This window comes from Stenotrophomonas sp. AG209, assembly GCF_003550055.1.
GTDB lineage: Bacteria > Pseudomonadota > Gammaproteobacteria > Xanthomonadales > Xanthomonadaceae > Stenotrophomonas.
Map to the genome: position 1 here is coordinate 122,092 of NZ_QXDB01000002.1, position 17,492 is coordinate 139,583.

At 67.9% G+C, this 17,492-nt stretch carries 13 protein-coding genes; 8 read left to right on the top strand and 5 right to left on the bottom strand.

All coding sequences use genetic code 11. The annotated features are described in order from the left end of the window. The first annotated feature begins 49 nt into the window (after positions 1-49). The 3 genes from DFO63_RS12230 (at position 50) to DFO63_RS12240 (ending at position 4,871) form a co-directional block, all read left to right on the top strand. The gene (locus DFO63_RS12230; RefSeq protein ID WP_004150340.1) at positions 50-595 is read left to right on the top strand and encodes a GNAT family N-acetyltransferase; all 546 of its coding nucleotides are present in this window, start codon (positions 50-52) and stop codon (positions 593-595) included. Positions 596-744: 149 nt separating this feature from the next. Then, entirely contained in the window at positions 745-4,209 is a 3,465-nt protein-coding gene (gene mfd, locus DFO63_RS12235) for a transcription-repair coupling factor (RefSeq protein ID WP_119007071.1), read from the top strand. Positions 4,210-4,253: 44 nt separating this feature from the next. Beyond that, positions 4,254-4,871 (top strand): HD domain-containing phosphohydrolase, encoded by a 618-nt coding sequence (locus DFO63_RS12240; protein ID WP_119007073.1) that lies wholly within the window; start codon positions 4,254-4,256, stop codon positions 4,869-4,871. Between the two features lie 92 nt (positions 4,872-4,963). On the opposite strand, the gene DFO63_RS12245 is transcribed toward DFO63_RS12240, so the two are convergent. Then, positions 4,964-7,057, bottom strand: a complete 2,094-nt coding sequence (locus tag DFO63_RS12245; protein WP_119007075.1) for a M13 family metallopeptidase — start codon at positions 7,055-7,057, stop codon at positions 4,964-4,966. Positions 7,058-7,195: 138 nt separating this feature from the next. On the opposite strand from DFO63_RS12245, the gene DFO63_RS12250 reads away from it, so the two are divergent. After that, positions 7,196-7,657, top strand: a complete 462-nt coding sequence (locus DFO63_RS12250) for a hypothetical protein (protein WP_119007077.1) — start codon at positions 7,196-7,198, stop codon at positions 7,655-7,657. A gap of 111 nt (positions 7,658-7,768) precedes the next feature. Here DFO63_RS12250 and gpmA read toward each other — a convergent pair whose 3' ends face one another. Then, on the bottom strand, positions 7,769-8,518 hold the full coding sequence (gene gpmA / locus DFO63_RS12255; RefSeq protein WP_119007079.1) for a 2,3-diphosphoglycerate-dependent phosphoglycerate mutase: 750 nt from the start codon (positions 8,516-8,518) through the stop codon (positions 7,769-7,771). A 94-nt stretch (positions 8,519-8,612) separates the two neighbouring features. Between gpmA and nfi the strand changes: the two genes are divergently transcribed. Next, complete coding sequence (gene nfi / locus DFO63_RS12260; protein ID WP_119007081.1) at positions 8,613-9,287, top strand: deoxyribonuclease V; 675 nt, start codon at positions 8,613-8,615, stop codon at positions 9,285-9,287. A 38-nt stretch (positions 9,288-9,325) separates the two neighbouring features. Here the strand turns inward: nfi and DFO63_RS12265 are convergent, their stop codons facing one another. Both DFO63_RS12265 and DFO63_RS12270 read right to left on the bottom strand, forming a co-directional pair. Next, entirely contained in the window at positions 9,326-10,306 is a 981-nt protein-coding gene (locus tag DFO63_RS12265) for a cation diffusion facilitator family transporter (protein WP_119007083.1), read from the bottom strand. 180 nt (positions 10,307-10,486) lie between these two features. Further along, complete coding sequence (locus DFO63_RS12270; RefSeq protein WP_119007085.1) at positions 10,487-12,736, bottom strand: TonB-dependent siderophore receptor; 2,250 nt, start codon at positions 12,734-12,736, stop codon at positions 10,487-10,489. A 286-nt stretch (positions 12,737-13,022) separates the two neighbouring features. Between DFO63_RS12270 and DFO63_RS12275 the strand changes: the two genes are divergently transcribed. Then, the gene (locus DFO63_RS12275; protein ID WP_119007087.1) at positions 13,023-14,438 is read left to right on the top strand and encodes a GGDEF domain-containing protein; all 1,416 of its coding nucleotides are present in this window, start codon (positions 13,023-13,025) and stop codon (positions 14,436-14,438) included. Positions 14,439-14,451: 13 nt separating this feature from the next. Here DFO63_RS12275 and DFO63_RS12280 read toward each other — a convergent pair whose 3' ends face one another. After that, positions 14,452-15,669: an MFS transporter gene (locus DFO63_RS12280; RefSeq protein ID WP_049446353.1), complete on the bottom strand. Its 1,218-nt coding sequence runs from the start codon at positions 15,667-15,669 to the stop codon at positions 14,452-14,454. Between the two features lie 77 nt (positions 15,670-15,746). On the opposite strand from DFO63_RS12280, the gene DFO63_RS12285 reads away from it, so the two are divergent. After that, complete coding sequence (locus DFO63_RS12285) at positions 15,747-16,196, top strand: helix-turn-helix domain-containing protein (protein WP_014036442.1); 450 nt, start codon at positions 15,747-15,749, stop codon at positions 16,194-16,196. Between the two features lie 73 nt (positions 16,197-16,269). Continuing rightward, complete coding sequence (locus tag DFO63_RS12290; protein WP_119007088.1) at positions 16,270-17,397, top strand: metallophosphoesterase; 1,128 nt, start codon at positions 16,270-16,272, stop codon at positions 17,395-17,397. Positions 17,398-17,492 lie beyond the last annotated feature (95 nt).

The following is a 17,492-nucleotide window of genomic DNA, read 5'->3' on the forward strand; positions in this document are numbered from 1 at the left end:
GCAGCCCCGGTGATGCCACAATCGATGGACCACCAAGGAATCACCCGGTATGGCCACTCGCAACCGCATGCCGCCCTGGCATGAGATCTTCAAGGCTCCCAGCGGCCACGAGCTGCTGATCCGCCCTATCCGCCCGGAAGATGGCGCACCGCTGCAAGCGGCGTTCAGCCTGTTCGGGCCGGAAGAAATCCGTGATCGTTTCCTGCAGGCGGTGACCGAGCTGTCGCCGGAAACCACCCAGCGCCTGACCCACCCGAATCCCAAGACCGAGATCACCCTGGTCGCAGCCGAATCCCTGCCCGCTGGCGAAGCGGTGGTCGGCGCGGTCGCCCGGGCCTCGATCATCCCCGGCACCCGTGAAGCCGAGTACGCGATCCTGATCAGCCGCTTCCTCATTGGCCAGGGCCTGGGCCGGCAGCTGATGCGCAAGCTGGTGAAGTGGGGCCGCGGCAAGTACCTGGACCGCCTGTACGGCGACGTTGCCGCCGAGAACGAGCCGATGAAGCAGCTGGCCGCCTCGCTGGGCTTCAAGCCGGTGCCGCACCCGACCGGTGCCGAAGGCCTGGTGCGGATGGTGCTGGAGCTGGACAACTGATGGTAGCGCCGGGCATGGCCCGGCGATGCATTCCGGTCGTGCCGGCCGCTGGCCGGCATTGCGCTACCCCAACGGCGCATGAGGCTGCCGGCCAGCGGCGCTCACGACCCACCGGGCTTCGATCGGGCTTCTGCTAAAATCCGGGGTCCATGTCGCGTACCTCATACCCCGCCCCGCCGCTGCCGCGCGCCGGCCAGCTCCGCGCCTGGTGGCGCGCCCCCGCCTCGCCGACCGCCCTGGCCTGGTACCTGGCCCAGGCCGCGCGTGCGCACGACGCCCCGCTGCTGGTGATCGCCCGTGACAACCACGGTGCCAACCAGCTCGAAGCCGACCTGCACACCCTGCTCGGCGGCGACCCGGCCCTGCCGGTGGTCGCCTTCCCGGACTGGGAAACCCTGCCCTACGACCGCTTCAGCCCGCATCCGGACATCATTTCGCAGCGCCTGTCCGCCCTGCACCGCCTGCCCGCGCTGAAGCGAGGCCTGGTGATCGTGCCGGTGCAGACCCTGCTGCAGCAGCTGGCCCCGCGCAGCTACGTGATCGGTGGCAGCTTCGACCTGAAGGTCGGGCAGCGCCTGGACCTGGAAGCCGAGAAGCGCCGCCTGGAAAGCGCCGGCTACCGCAACGTGCCGCAGGTGATGGACCCGGGTGACTTCGCTGTGCGCGGCGGCCTGCTCGACGTGTACCCGATGGGTGCCGACGAGCCGCTGCGGGTGGAGCTGCTGGACGAGGACATCGATTCGATCCGTGCCTTCGATCCGGAAAGCCAGCGTTCGCTGGACAAGGTCGAGGCGGTGCACATGCTGCCGGGCCGCGAAGTGCCGATGGATGAAGCCAGCATCGCCCGCGTGCTGGCCACGCTGCGCGAGCGTTTCGATGTCGATACCCGGCGCAGTTCGTTGTACCAGGACCTGAAGTCCGGGCTGGCGCCGGCCGGCGTCGAGTACTACCTGCCGCTGTTCTTCGAACGCACCGCGACCCTGTTCGACTACCTGCCCGACGGCAGCCTGCCGGTGGTCTGCGCCGGTGCCGGCGAAGCCGCCGAGGCATTCTGGGCGCAGACCGGTGAGCGCTACGAACAACGCCGCCACGATGTGGAACGGCCGCTGCTGCCGCCGTCCGCGCTGTACCTGTCGCCGGAGCTGCTGCGCGAGCGTCTGAACGATGCCCCGCGCATCGAGGTGTGGTCGGCTGACCACGCACGCATCGCCGACGCGCACGCGCTGGGCGACCAGCCGCTGCCGCCGCTGCCGGTGGCCGCGCGCGAGGCGCCCGCAGGCGACGCGCTGAAATCCTTCCTCGGCCATTATCCGGGCCGGGTGCTGATCGCCGCCGATTCGCCCGGCCGCCGCGAGGCGCTGCTGGAAGTGCTGCAGGCCGCCGAGTTGAAGCCGCCGGTGGCGGCCGACCTGCCCAGCTTCCTCGCCGACGATGCGCGCTTCGCGATCGCGGTGGCGCCGCTGGAGGATGGCTTCGCACTGGACGACCCGCGCATCGCGGTGCTGACCGAGCGCCAGCTGTTCCCCGAACGCGCCGGCAGCACCCGTCGCACGCGCCGTGCCGGCCGCGAGCCGGAAGCGATCATCCGCGACCTTGGCGAGCTGACCGAGGGTGCGCCGATCGTGCACGAGGACCATGGCGTCGGCCGCTACCGCGGCCTGATCGCGATGGACGTCGGCGGCATGCCCGGCGAGTTCCTCGAAATCGAATACGCCAAGGGTGACCGCCTGTATGTGCCGGTCGCCCAGCTGCACCTGATCAGCCGCTACTCCGGTGCGTCGGCGGAAACCGCGCCGCTGCATTCGCTGGGTGGCGAACAGTGGAGCAAGGCCAAGCGCAAGGCCGCCGAGAAGGTGCGCGACGTCGCCGCCGAGCTGCTGGAGATCCAGGCCCGCCGCCAGGCGCGTGCCGGCCTGGCACTGCAGGTGGACCGCGCGATGTACGAGCCGTTCGCCGCCGGTTTCCCGTTCGAGGAAACGCCGGACCAGCTGGCCGCGATCGACGCCACCCTGCGCGACCTGGCCAGCAGCCAGCCGATGGACCGCGTGGTCTGCGGCGACGTCGGCTTCGGCAAGACCGAGGTGGCAGTGCGTGCGGCATTCGCGGCCGCCAGTGCCGGCAAGCAGGTGGCCGTGCTGGTGCCGACCACGCTGCTGGCCGAACAGCATTACCGCAACTTCCGCGACCGTTTCGCCGATTACCCGCTGAAGGTCGAGGTGCTGTCGCGCTTCAAGACCACGAAGGAAATCAAGGCCGAGCTGGAGAAGGTCGCCGCCGGCACCATCGACGTCATCGTCGGTACCCATCGCCTGCTGCAGCCGGACGTGAAGTTCAAGGACCTGGGCATGGTCATCGTCGACGAGGAGCAGCGTTTCGGCGTGCGCCAGAAGGAGGCACTGAAGGCGCTGCGCGCCAACGTGCACCTGCTGACCCTGACCGCCACGCCGATCCCGCGCACGCTCAACATGGCGATGGCCGGCCTGCGCGACCTGTCGATCATCGCCACGCCGCCGCCGAACCGGCTGGCGGTGCAGACCTTCATCACCCAGTGGGACAACGCGCTGCTGCGCGAAGCCTTCCAGCGCGAGCTGGCGCGTGGTGGCCAGCTGTACTTCCTGCACAACGACGTGGAAAGCATCGGCCGCATGCAGCGCGAGCTGTCCGAGCTGGTGCCCGAGGCACGCATCGGCATCGCCCACGGCCAGATGCCCGAGCGCGAGCTGGAAAAGGTGATGCTGGATTTCCAGAAGCAGCGCTTCAACGTGCTGCTGTCGACCACGATCATCGAGTCGGGCATCGACATCCCCAACGCCAACACCATCATCATCAACCGCGCCGACCGCTTCGGCCTGGCCCAGCTGCACCAGCTGCGTGGCCGCGTCGGTCGTTCGCACCACCGCGCCTACGCCTACCTGGTGGCGCCCGACCGCCGTTCGATCACCCCGGATGCGGAGAAGCGCCTGGAAGCGATCGCCTCGATGGACGAACTCGGCGCCGGCTTCACCCTGGCCACGCACGATCTGGAGATCCGCGGCGCCGGTGAACTGCTCGGCGAGGACCAGAGCGGGCAGATGGCCGAGGTCGGCTTCAGCCTGTACACCGAACTGCTGGAGCGCGCGGTGCGCAGCATCAAGCAGGGCAAGCTGCCCGACCTGGATGCCGGCGAGGAAGTACGCGGTGCCGAGGTCGAACTGCATGTGCCGGCGCTGATTCCGGAAGACTACCTGCCGGACGTGCACACCCGCCTGACACTGTACAAGCGCATTTCCAGCGCGCGCGACAGCGATGCGCTGCGCGAGCTGCAGGTGGAGATGATCGACCGCTTTGGCCTGCTGCCGGATGCGGCCAAGCACCTGTTCGCCATCGCCGAGCTGAAGTTGAAAGCCAATACGCTGGGCATCCGCAAGCTCGACCTGGGTGAGAACGGTGGCCGCATCGTGTTCGAATCCAAGCCGAACATCGACCCGATGGCGGTGATCCAGCTGATCCAGAAACAACCGAACCTGTACGCCATGGAAGGGCCTGACAAGCTGCGCATCAAGCACCCGCTGCCGTTGCCGGAAGACCGCTTCAACGCGGCCCGCGCCCTTCTGACCACCCTCGCCCCGGGTTGATCGCCCCCGAATACCCCGCACCGGTCCCCACCCGGTGCGGGCGGATGACCATGTTTCCTGACGCCGTACCCGCCCCCGACCTGCTGCACGCGCAGGCCTGCCTGATCGATGCCCTTTCGATGTCGCTGCAGATGCGCGACGCCTATACCCGCCACCACTGCGACCGCGTCGGCCTGTTCGCGCAGCGCCTTGCCGCGCACTGCGATCTCGATGACGAGGCCTGTGCGCAGATCGGCCTGGCCGCGCGCTTCCACGACATCGGCAAGATCGGCATTCCCGACGATGTGCTGCTGGCACCGCACCGGCACACCGATGAGGAGCGCGCGATCATGCGCGAGCACCCGGTGCGCGGCGAGCATATCTTCCTGGCCACCGGCCGCAGCGACGCCGCGCCCGTGGCGCGACTGATCCGCGCCCATCACGAAGCCTTCGATGGCAGCGGCTATCCCGATGGGCTGCGCGGCGAATCCATCCCGCTGGGCGCGCGCATCGTCACCATCGCCGATGCCTACGATGCGATGACCAGCGTGCGCCCGTACCGCGACGCGATGGAGCACGAAACCGCATTGCGGATCATCGAAGCGCAATCCGGCGGGCTGGTGGACCCCTACGTGCTGCAGCGCTTCCATCGCATGCTGGCACGGGAGCCGGAGCTGGCCTGAGATCCACCGGGCACCGCCCGGCGCCACCAACCGCGCAAACAAAAGGCCCGGCATTCGCCGGGCCTTCTGCATCACGCATCACGCATGATCGATTACCAGATCACCACGCGCTTGTCGTCGGCACGCACCATCGCGTCGCCGGCCTTGCACTGGAACGCAGCGGCATAGGACGGCATGTTCGACGGCGCGCCGTTGGCACGGAAGTTGGCCGGGGCGTGCGGGTCGGTGTTCAGGCGGACGCGCAGCTCACCATCGGTGAAGTTGCGGCGCCACACGGTGGCCCAGTTCATGAAGAAGCGCTGGTCCTGGCTGTGGCCATCCACTTCGACATTCGCCTTCGGGTCTTCCTTCAGCGCCATCTGCAGCGCGTCGTAGGCCACGGTCAGGCCGCCCAGGTCGCCGATGTTCTCGCCCAGGGTCAGCTTGCCCTTCACGAACACGCCCGGCACCGATTCATAGCCGTCGAACTGCGCGACCAGCTGGTCGGTACGCTGGGTGAAGGCCTTGCGGTCGGCGTCGGTCCACCAGTTGTCGAAGTTGCCGTTGGCGGCGAACTGGCTGCCCGAGTCATCGTAGCCGTGCATCATTTCGTGGCCGATGACCGCACCGATGCCGCCGTAGTTCAGCGCCGGATCGGCCTTGGCGTCGAAGAACGGTGCCTGCAGGATCGCTGCCGGGAACACGATCTCGTTCTTGGTGGCGTTGTAGTACGCGTTGACGGTCTGCGGGGTCATGCCCCACTCGGTCTTGTCCACCGGCTTGCCGATCTTGTCCAGCATGTAGCGGTAGTTGAACGCACGCGCCGCCTGCATGTTGCCCAGGTAGCTGTCGCCGTTGGTCTGCAGGCCCGCCCAGTCACGCCACCTGTCCGGGTAACCGATCTTCGGGGTGAAGCTGGCCCACTTCTCCAGGGCCTTCTTCTTGGTCTCTTCGCCCATCCACGGCAGCTGCTCCAGGCGCGCCTTCAGCGCCTGCGACAGGTTTTCCACCAGGTGCTGCATGGCCACCTTGGATTCGGCCGGGAACACGGCGTCGACGTACAGCTGGCCCAGGGCTTCGCCCATGCCACCGTTGACCGACTCCAGCACACGCTTCCAGCGCGGCTGCATTTCCTTCTGGCCACGCAGGGTGGTGCCGTAGAAATCGAAGTTGGCCTTCTCGAACTGGCTGCTCAGGTACGGCGAGGCGTCGTCGATGGTGTGGAAGCGCAGGTAGGCCTGCCAGGTGCTGGGCATGGTATCGGCCAGCATCTTGTCCATTTCACTGAAGAAGCCCGGCTGGGCCAGCGAGAACTTCTGCGCGGCCGGCACCTTCAGGGTGTCGAACAGCGCGGTCCAGCTGAAGTTCGGGGTCAGCTTGTCGGCGTCGGCGGCGCTGAGCGGGTTGTAGCGCTTGGCCGGGTCACGCATTTCGATGCGCGACATCGAGGCCTTGGCCAGGCGGGTTTCGAAGGCCATCACGGCCTTGGCCTGCTCGGCGGCCTGCGCCGCGTCCACGCCGGACAGGGTCAGCACCTGTGCGATGTAGGCCACGTAGGCATCGCGGATCTTGGCCTGAGCGTCATCGAAGTAATAGCCCTTCTCCGGCAGGCCGAGGCCGCCCTGGCCGACATAGGCGATGACGTTGGCCGAATCCTTGTAGTCGGCATTGGCGAACAGCGAGAACAGCACGCCCTTGCCCTCGGCCTGGCTGTCGCGCAGGTACTGGGTGATGGCGGCGGTGTCGTTCAGCGCGGTGATCTTGTCCAGCTGCGGCTGCAGCGGCGCCAGGCCGGCGGCTTCGATCTTGGCTTCATCGTTGCCGGTCTTCCAGATGTCACCGATCTTGGCTTCCACCGAGCCGGCCTTGGCCTGGCTGGCCGCGGCCTGCTGCACCAGTGCGTGCTGCACTTCCAGCGAGCGCTCGCGCAGGATCTCGAAGCTGCCCCAGGTGGTCTGGTCGCCCGGCACCGGGTTGGCCTTCAGCCACTTGCTGTTGACGAAGCCATTGAGGTCGGTACAGGCCGAAATGGCCGGATCCAGATCGGCGCTGTTGAGCGAGATCAGCGGCGTCTTGATCTGCGACAGGTCGAAGGCCGGCTTGGCGTCGGCGCTGGCCGCCGGCGCGGTTTCATTCTTGCCACAGGCCGCCAGCGAGGCAGCGATGGCGATGGTCAGGCCCAGCGGGACCAGGTTGCGGACGTTCATGAGGCTCTCCTGCGGGTAATTTCACAGGGTAGCCGGGGGAACGGAGCTGGGGACCGGCCAAAGGTCACGAGCCCGTGGAGTCGCCAACCAACTGCATGCCGGTATTCTTAATCTTCCCGATCACCGGATCTCGCGCCCATGTACGACGCTGCGCTGCTACTGGCCCTCGACCGCTGCGAGTATCTATTCCTGACGGGTATTGGCGAACCGGAGGCCAACTGTCTGCGGCTGGTCATCGAAGAGGGACAGGTGAAAGGAGAGCCTCGCCCAGTGGACCTCGGCAATGGACGTTCGATCGAGGGCGTGCGCGCGATAGAGATAACCTCCCATTCGCAGCGGTTCGAGCTGGTTTGGAACGCCTACATCAGCTACACCGTGCACAACGAGTCCTACCAGAGCTGGGACGACTCCGAAACCTGGAGCGGCAACCTGTTCCGCCGTTACAGCCGTTCGAAGTTCCTCGATTATCTGGACCGCGCCACCTTCGCCGACACCCGCTACCCCGGCCCATTCACGCACTATCAGGTGATATGCCAGGACCACGTCATCGACATTGCCGCGTTGCAGCCGCCGAGCGCGCGTCTGTTGGGTCCTTCGTAGCTGGCAGATGCAGCCCCCCATGGGGTGGCTCTACTGGGGTGCGACAGCGTCAGTCGAGCATGGCTCGACTCTACAAAAGCGAAGGCCGGCTTGCGCCGGCCTTCTGCTTCTTTATTTCGCCTTGCCCTGGTTGGCTACGGCTTCAGCGGCCTTGCGCGCTGCTTCCGGGTCGCCCAGGTAGCGGAACGACTTCACCGTCAGGTCGTCGTTCAGTTCGAACAGCAGCGGGATGCCGGTCGGGATGTTCAGCTCGAGGATTTCCTCGCGCGAGACGTTGTTGAGGTACTTGTACAGCGCGCGCAGCGAGTTGCCGTGGGCGGTGACCAGCACGGTCTTGCCGTCCTTCAGCTGCGGCGCGATGGCGTCGTGCCAGTACGGCAGCACGCGGTCCAGCGTGGTCGCCAGCGATTCGGTGCCCGGCAGCGCGTTGCGGTCCAGGCCGGCGTAGCGGCGGTCATGGATCGGGTGGCCCGGATCTTCCAGGTCCATGGCCGGCGGCGGGATGTCGTACGAACGACGCCACACCTTGACCTGCTCCTCGCCGTGCTTGGCAGCGGTCTCAGCCTTGTCCAGGCCCTGCAGGCCACCGTAGTGGCGCTCGTTGAGACGCCAGGACTTGTTCACCGGCAGCCAGTCCTGTTCCAGCTCGGCCAGTGCGCCCTGCAGGGTGTGGATGGCGCGCTTGAGCACGGAGGTGTGGGCGACGTTGAACTGCAGGCCTTCCTCGCGCATCAGGCGACCCGCAGCGGCCGCTTCCCGGCGCCCCTGCTCGGTCAGGTCGACATCGACCCAGCCGGTGAAGCGGTTGTCCAGGTTCCACTGGCTCTGGCCATGGCGCAACAGTACGAGTTTACGGGTCACTGCAGGGTCTCCAACGCGAGGAAAGGCAGGCTGCCATTGTAGCCCCGGGCGCCGCTCACCGGGCCGTGGCACCGCGCATGCGATGCTTTGAGCAATGAATACGGTGATCGACCCCGGGCGCTGGGAAGGCAGCGTCGCTGCGGCACGCGCGCAGCAGCTGCAGCTGGCCGGCCGCGTGGAGCGCCAGGACCGCCTGCCACGCAACATGCGCTGGCTGGCCGGGCTGGATGTCGGCTTCGAGGACAACGGCGCCATCACCCGCGCCGCGGCGGTACTGCTGGACGCGGAGACGCTGCAGCCCGTGGCGCAGGAGATCGCGCGCATCTCCACGGTGATGCCCTACATCCCCGGCCTGCTCAGCTTCCGCGAGCTGCCGGCACTGCTGGCCGCGCTGGCGCTGCTGCCGCGCACGCCGGACCTGGTGTTCGTCGATGGCCATGGCATCAGCCACCCGCGCCGGCTGGGCGTGGCCGCTCACCTCGGTGTGGTCACCGACCTGCCGAGCATCGGCGTGGCCAAGTCGAAGCTGGTCGGCCGGTTCGTCGAACCGGGCGCCGAGGCCGGCGCACATACGCCGCTGATGGATGGCGATGAGCAACTGGGCTGGGTGCTGCGCAGCAAGGTGCGCTGCAAGCCACTGTTCGTGGCCGGCGGCCATCGGGTCAGTGCGGATACCGCGCTGGACTGGGTGCAGCGCACGCTGCGCGGCTACCGGTTGCCGGAGCCGACCCGGCTGGCGGACCGGCTGGCCTCGCGACGGGACGAATGATCGCACCGGGCACCGCCCGGCGCGGTCGTCATCCTCGATCAACGATGCACGTGGCCGCGATGGCCCTGCGCGTCCTCGCCATGGTCGTGGCCTTCATGGCCCTCGTGCTCGCTGCCCTTGGCCGGCGCCGGCTCACCACAGGCTTCGCCGCAGTGGTCCGCTTCGATCTGCAGCGTCACGTGCTCGATCCCGAAGTCATCGTGCAGGCGCCCGCCCAGCTCACGGCGCAGCGCATCGGCATCGGTGCCGTCGCGCATCACGATGTGCGCGGTCAGCGCCGGGGTGCTGGAGGCCAGCGCCCACACGTGCAGGTCATGCACGTCCAGCACGGCGGCATGGCCGGACAGGCTGTCGCGCACCTTGGCCACGTCCATGCCCTTGGGCACGCCTTCCAGCAGCACGTTGATCGCCTCTCGCATCAGCACGTACGTGCGCGGCAGTACCCACAGGCCGATCAGTACCGCCAGGATCGGGTCGATCGGCTTCCAGCCGGTGAACTGGATCAGCAACGCACCGGCGATCACGGCCACCGAGCCGAGCATGTCCGCCCACACTTCCAGGTAGGCGCCCTTCACGTTGAGGCTCTCGCCACTGCCCGCCTGCAGCAGGCGCATCGAGATCAGGTTGATGACCAGGCCCGCGGCGGCGATCACCAGCATGCCGGAGGAGGCAATCTCCTGCGGCTCGCGGAAGCGCCCGACCGCCTCCCACAGGATGTAGGCGGCAACCACGAACAGCATGGCGCCGTTGATCATCGCGCCCAGCGCTTCCAGGCGTGCGTAGCCGTAGGTGCGGCGCGCGTCCGGCGGGCGCCGGCTCAGCCGCACCGCGACCAGCGCGATCATCAGCGCCAACGCATCGGTGGCCATGTGCGCGGCGTCTGACAGCAGCGCCAGGCTGTTGGTCCAGAACGCGCCCACCACCTCGACGACGAGGAAGGTGGAGGTCAGGCCGAGTGCCCACCACAAGGGTTTCTCGTGACGGATCTCGGATGGCAGGTGATCGTGGTCGTGGCCCATGGCAACAGCTCCTTTGCGATGCGGTGCAGGCTACGCCGTGCTGGCGGGGGAGACTATTACGGTGTTTATAACATTGCAGGCCACGCGGTCCCTCACCGGGCATGGCCCGGCGCTACCGGAGCGTGGCCGGTAGCGCCAGGCCAGGCCTGGCGAAGGCAGCGGACCGACGTCCGCGTGCGCTCAGAACCCGAAGCGCAGGCTGGCCCAGTACGCGCGGCCCGGCTCGTTGTAGGTCGCCGCGCCGGCATCGCTGCTGTTGGCCTCGCGGAACAGGCGCTTGTCGGCCAGGTTGTTCACGCCGAAGCCGAAGCTGACGGTCTCGGTCACCTTGTAGCGCGCGCTCACGCCCCAGATGTTGTAGGCGCCGCGGTCCTGCAGCGCGATCGACGCATCGCAGCTTCCGGTGCAGCGCGGATCATTGTTGATGTTGGTGGTGGCCGGCTTCTGCTTGCCGTAGAAGGTGCCGGTCAGCAGCACCGACAGCTTGTCGGTGGCCTGCCAGTCCAGCATCGTGTTGATCGTGTACTTCGGGATCACCGACAGCGGCTGGCCGGTGCTCTTGTTCTCGTTCTCCACCATGTACGTGAAGTTGTTGCTCCACTTCAGGCGGTTGCCCTGCTCGCCCAGCAGCGGAATCACCAGGTTGCCTTCAAGCCCCTGCACGATCGCCTTCGGCGCGTTCTCCCAGCGGAAGATGCGGCCCTTGGTGTCGGCGGTCAGCCCGATCTGGGTGTAGCCAGCCTGGATCTTGTCCTTGTAGTCGTTGTGGAAGTAGGTCAACGAGGCCTGCCAGCCGCTCTGCGGTGCCCACTCGATGCCCAGTTCCTTGTTCAGGCTGGTTTCCGCCTTCAGGTCTGCGTTGCCGCGCATGTAGCAACCAGCACCCAGGCTCGGCAGTGCATTCGGGCAGCCATTGCCACGGGTGTAGTACAGGTAGTCCGGGTTCGACTGGTACAGGTTCGGCGCCTTGAACGCACGCGCGATGCCGCCCTTCACCACCCAGTCGCTGTTGATGCGGAACTGCGCATTGAGGCTGGGGCTGGTGTTGTTGCCGAACTGGCTGTGATGGTCGAAACGCAGGCCCGGGGTGACAATCCAGCGCTCACCCAGGTAGATGTTGTCTTCCACGAATACGGCGGTGGTCTGCGCATCGGCCTTGCCGCGCCCGCGATCGGCCGATAGCCCCGGGATGCCACCGCCGCTGCTGCTGGACTGGCTCATCGAGTACGGGTCGGTCAGGCGGCTGTCCAGGTATTCAAAGCCCAGCGTCCAGATGTTCTCGGCGCCGCCCAGCGTGGTCGGGAAACTCACTTCGCCATCCAGCTGGTAGTTGCGCAGGCGCGAGGTCGACCAGTCGGTGCCGTTGAAGCTGCCTTCCGGGCCACCGGCCAGGCCTTCGTTGATGCGCGAGTTGTTCACCGCTTCCACTGCGGCGGTCACCCGCGAGGTCACGTCGCCCCAACGGCCGCGATGGGTGATCGCGCCGGTGTTGCGGTACATGCGGTTGGTTTCTGCTTCGCCTTCGGCCAGTGCCGCCAGGTCGACACCGGTCGAGGTACCGGTGGTGCTGACGGCGCGGTCGCCGGCGTAGATGTTGCCCTGGCGGCTGGTACCGGCTTCGAACTCCACCACCTGATCGGCGGTGATGTCCCAGCGCAGCAACGCGTTGACGTCGCGGTTCTTGACGCCCTCGCGGCCAGCCGGCGGCACCGCGTTCGGGTTGGTCGCGTACTGGCGGTTGAGGTCCAGCGAGTCCGCGTCGGTCTTGTTGAGATTGCCGTACAGGCGGAACGACAGGGTGTCGGTCATCGGCCCGCTCAGCTGCAGGCCGACGCGCTCGCTGCCGCCTTCGGCGCTGTGCTCGGGCACCAACCCATACAGGTCGACCGCACCGGTCAGGTTGCCGGTCGGGCGCTTGGTGATGATGTTGACCACGCCGCCGGACGCACCGGAGCCATAGCGCGCCGCCGCAGGGCCGCGCAGCACTTCGATGCGCTCGATCATTTCCGCCGGCACCCAGTTGGTATCGCCGCGCGTATTGCGCTCACCGCTGCGGCCCATGCGTACGGCGTCACGCGCACCGATGCGCTTGCCATCGACCAGGATCAGCGTGTTCTCCGGGCCCATGCCGCGCAGGTCGATCTGGCGGTTGTTGCCGTACTGGCCCGAGGCGCTGTTGCCGGTGAGGTTGACGCCCGGCATGGTGCGCAGCAGTTCGGCGATGTCGTTGGCCGGTGGGCGCTTGGCGATGTCCTCGGCGGTGATGGTCGAAGTGCCCAACGCCTGGCGGGCGATCTGCGAGGCGGTGACATGCACCGTGTCGATATCGGTGGCGTCGGTTTCGGCCTGGGCGGTCAGGGCGCTGCCCGCCAGCAGGGCGGCAACGGCGAGCGCCAGCGGGCGCGGCGAAAGGACAACGGCTCGGGACATGATCTGGACCTTCTGGCAGGGCAACGGGGCCTCTGGCAAAGGGCTTGAGGCAACAACGAGGGGGAGGCGGAGCGTCGCTGCAGTCGCCTGCGGCCCGATCCGTGCGCGCATTCTCCCATTAATGCGATTGATTCTCAAATGCGCTCACTCATTGCCGCAGCGACGCCGATGTGCTTTGCGCACCGTGCAACCCTGCACCGCGCGTAAACTGGCCGGCTAACCCGCCATCAACCGTATGCCGCCGCGGCCGATACCCGTGGTTTGCCGTACGCAGTCAGAGATCGACGTGGAACCACCCCAATTGGACGATGCCAGCCAGCCGCTGGCCGAAGCCTGGCAGCACTGCCTGCAACAGGCCGGCCCCGCCGCCACCGCGCTGCTGCGCGCCGCTGCCATCGACGCCCCGCCCGCGCTGGCCCAGCGCTTCTATGAAGTGCTGCTGCAGGATGGGCGTGCACGCCGCTTCCTGTCCCACGAGCAGGTCAAGCAGCGCCTGCAACCGGCCATGCAGCGCTGGCTCGTGCAGCTGTTGACCACCGATGCCGACGGCATTGCTGCCACCGTCGCCTCGCAACGGGTGATCGGCGACGTGCATGCCCGGGTCGGCATTCCGGTCGACCTGGTGACCCGTGGCGCACGCGTGCTCAAGCACGAGCTGTTCGTGCGCCTGCGCGATGATGCGCCCAACAGCGCCATTGCGTTCGCCGCCATCGACTGCCTCAGCGCGATCATGGACATCGCCATGGAAGGCATGACCCTGGCCTACACCCATGCCCGCGAGCGCTCGACCCGTGCCGATGCTGCGTACCGGCTGTTCTCGCTGGTGCAGAACGTCGGCACCGAACGCGAGCGCCAGCGGGCACTGCTGCTGGACTGGGAGAACGCCCTGCTCTACGCGTTGGCCGGTCATGTGCAGGCCAGCGACAGCGCCAGCCTGGCGACATCGGAGTTCGGCCTGTGGTTCACCCACAAGGGCATCCCCAGCTTCGGCGAGAGCAGCGAGACCCAGCAGGTCGGCCAGCTGATGGCCCGCATCGACAGCAGCCTGCAACAGGCAAGCCATGATGCCCCGGCACAGCGACTGGCCGTGCTGCCGGCCATCCGCGAGGACCTGGCCGCCATCCGCACGCTGATGACGCTGCTGTTCGAGCGCATCGGTGAACTGGATGCCGGCAGCGATGCCCTGACCAACCTGCTCAACCGCCGCTTCCTGCCTACCGTGCTGCGCCGGGAGATCGAACTGGCCACGCGCAACCGCACGCCGTTCTCGCTGCTGCTGCTCGACCTGGATCATTTCAAGGCGATCAACGACGGCCACGGCCACGATGCCGGCGACCGCGCGTTGCAGCACGTCGCCGGCCTGCTCGGCCAGCTCACGCGCGGCAGCGACTACCTGTTCCGCTATGGCGGCGAGGAGTTCGTGGTGGTGCTGGTCGCGGCCAGCGAGTCGCAGGCCTCGGTGATCGCCGAGAGCCTGCGCCGGCAGATCGCACACTCGCCGGTGGCACTGGCCAATGGCCAGGTGCTGTCACTCACTGCCAGCATCGGCGTGGCCGGCCATGACGGCCACCCGGACTACGAGCGGCTGATGGCACGTGCCGACGCGGCGATGTACGAGGCCAAGCGCAGTGGCCGCAACCGCGTGGTGGTGGCCAGTGCGGACCTGCAGGAAGCCCCGGGGCGGCGTGCACTGCAACGCTGATGGCGCGCCGCCTCTACCGACAGCCGGCACTACCGATACGGGCACCAGCCGCTGCTTTCACCGCCACCACCCGCCACGCGGCCCACCACAGCAGCGCCAGCAACGCGATGCCTGCACCCAGCAGGCACACGGCAGGCCAGCCGTGCCGGGCCTGCATCCAGGGTCCGGCCGCCGCACCGGCGCCACTGCCCACCGCATAGAACAGCATGTACAGCGCCACCAGGCGCCCATGCTGTTCTGCCGGCGCGCGCAGCAGCAGCGCCTGGTTCGATACGTGCAGTGCCTGCCCACCGAGGTCGAGCACGATCACGCCCAGCAGCAGCAACGACAGCGACTGCGGCAGGCCCAGCAGCGGCCACCACGCGGCCAGCATCAGCAGCAGTGCGCCAAGACTGACCCGATCGGCGAAACCGCGGTCCATCCAGTGCCCGACCCGCGCCGCCATCAATGCGCCCACTACGCCGGCCAGGCCGAGCGCACCGATGGCCGCGGTGGACCACTGCAACGGAGGCGCCGACAACGGCAGCGGCGCCGCCGCCCAGAACACGTTGAGGCCAGCAAACAGCAGCAACGCCAGCGGCCCACGCTCGCGCAGACTGCGGTCCCGGCGCAGCATGCCCAGCATCGAACCCAGCAGTGCGGACCAGCGCGGCGGTACCGCCGGTACCGGCACCGCCGGCAGGCGCCGCCACAACAGCACGGCCAAGGCCGCCATCATCGCTGCCGACAGCAGATAGACCGCACGCCAGCCGATGGTGGCCGCGATCGCGCCCGATACCACGCGCGCCAGCAACAGGCCGATGAACACGCCGCCCTGCACCACGCCCACCACGCGGCCGCGCTGCTCCGGCGGCGCCAGCGTGGCGGTATAGGCGATCAGCCCCTGGGTCAGCGCGGTGCCCAGCAGGCCGGCCAGCAGCATGCCCGACAACAGCCATGCCGCAGTCCGGGCAGCCGTCAGCCACAGCAGGCCCAGCACCAGCGCCATCAACTGCAGCCGCAGCAGACGTCGCCGGTCACCGCGATCGGCCAACGGCAGCAGGCCAAGCAAGGCCAGCACACTGCCGGCCTGGGTTGCCGCCAGCACTGCGCCCGCCACGGCACGGTCCAGTGCGAAGCCCTGCGCCAGCCGATCCAGCAGAGGTTGCGCGTAGTAGACGTTGGCAACGCTGGCGCCGGCCGCGACCGCGAGCAGGATCAGCAATGGGCGGGAAATCAATGGAACGCTCATGATGTGGTTGCAATTTGAAACTTGATGCAGGCTATCGCCATTGGTTTTAAACTGCAACCACATCCGGAGGCCCCAGCATGCACGCCAACAGTCCCTGCCCCGTCGCCCGCAGCGCCGACCTGCTCGGCGACCGCTGGGCGTTGCTGGTCATCCGCGATGCCTTCGATGGCATCACCCGCTTTGGCGACTTCCAGCGCAGCCTCGGCGCGGCGCGCAACATCCTCAGTGATCGCCTGCGCAGGCTGGTCGAGGCCGGCATCCTGCAGCTGCAACCGGCCTCCGATGGCTCGGCCTACCAGGAATACGTACTCACCCACGCCGGCCAGGAACTGTTCCCGCTGCTGGTCGCGCTGCGCCAGTGGGGAGAACGCCATCGCTTCGGCGCTGGTGAAGCTCATTCGCAGCTGATCGAATCCAGCACGCGGCGACCGCTGCCCTACATGCAACCGCACGGGCGCGACGGTCAGCCCCTGCAGGCCGCCGCGACCCGCGTGCGCAAGCTCAAGGACGACGGGCGCGGCGCCTGATCCACCCATTCGCGCACACCACGATCCGGCCGCGCCGGTTAGCATCGGATGTTTCCGCCGCAGGACGCCGCCAATGCCGCGCTATCGCCCTTCCCTGATGACCGCCCTGCTGCTGCCGCTGCTGGCCTGCAGCGCCGGAGCCACGCAGGCCCGCGAGGTTGCCGCGCCCGCCGACCACGTGCAGGCCGATGGCCCCTATGTATTCCGCGAGGGCACGCAGCTGCAGGCCAAGTGGATCTGCGACGACAAGGTCGAGTCGCGCACGCTGGCCACGCAGCCCGCAGGCACCGACATCGCCCCACGCTGCGGCTACGGGCACACCGTGCATGTGGCCGCGCCGAATGCACCTTCGATCTCCGTACTGCCGGCCGCGCCGCGCATCGTTGCGCTGTCCGACATCCATGGCCAGTACGGGCTGCTGGTGCGCCTGCTGCGCGCCCACCAGGTCATCGACGCGCAGGACCGCTGGGCACTGGGCAAGGACACCCTGGTCATCGCCGGCGATGTGTTCGATCGCGGCCCCCAGGTGACCGAGGCGTTCTGGCTGCTGTATGGCCTGCAGCAGCAGGCGGCCGCCGCCGGCGGCGCAGTGCACTTCGTGCTCGGCAACCACGAAACCATGGTGCTGTACGACGACCTGCGCTACGTCAACCCGAAATACCTGCGCAGCGCCCAGCTGCTCGACCGCAGCTACCCGCAGCTGTATGGCGCCGATTCGGTGATCGGGCAGTGGCTGCGCACCCGCCCGGTACTGCTGAAGATCGGCGACACCCTGTTCCTGCACGGCGGCATCTCGCCCGAGGCGGTGCAGCTGGCGCTGGACCCGGCGCGCACCAACGCGGCCTACCAGGCGTCACTGGGCCTGCCCAAGGCCGAAGTGAAGGCCGACCCGGCCACCGCACCGCTGTATGACGGCAAGACCAGCCCGATCTGGTACCGCGGCTATTTCGATGGCCGCCTCGACACGGCGGGGGTACAGACCGTGCTCGATCGCCTGCAGCTCAAGCGCATCGTGGTCGGCCACACCTCGATGCCGCACGTCAGCAGCTTCCATGGCGACCGCGTGATCGCCATCGACAGCAGCATCAAGAACGGCGAGAACGGCGAACTGCTGTTCATCGAGGATGGCAGGCTCAGCCGCGGCCTGCTGGACGGCTCACGGGTGCCGCTGGCACAAGGCGAGCCCGGCCTGCAGGACTGAATGGCGGGACAGCGCGACGGCCCCCGGCGGTGTCGTCGCGCTCCACCTTCACCCGGTTTGCGGCTACCCTCGGCAACCGAGAGGCCCACCCCGTC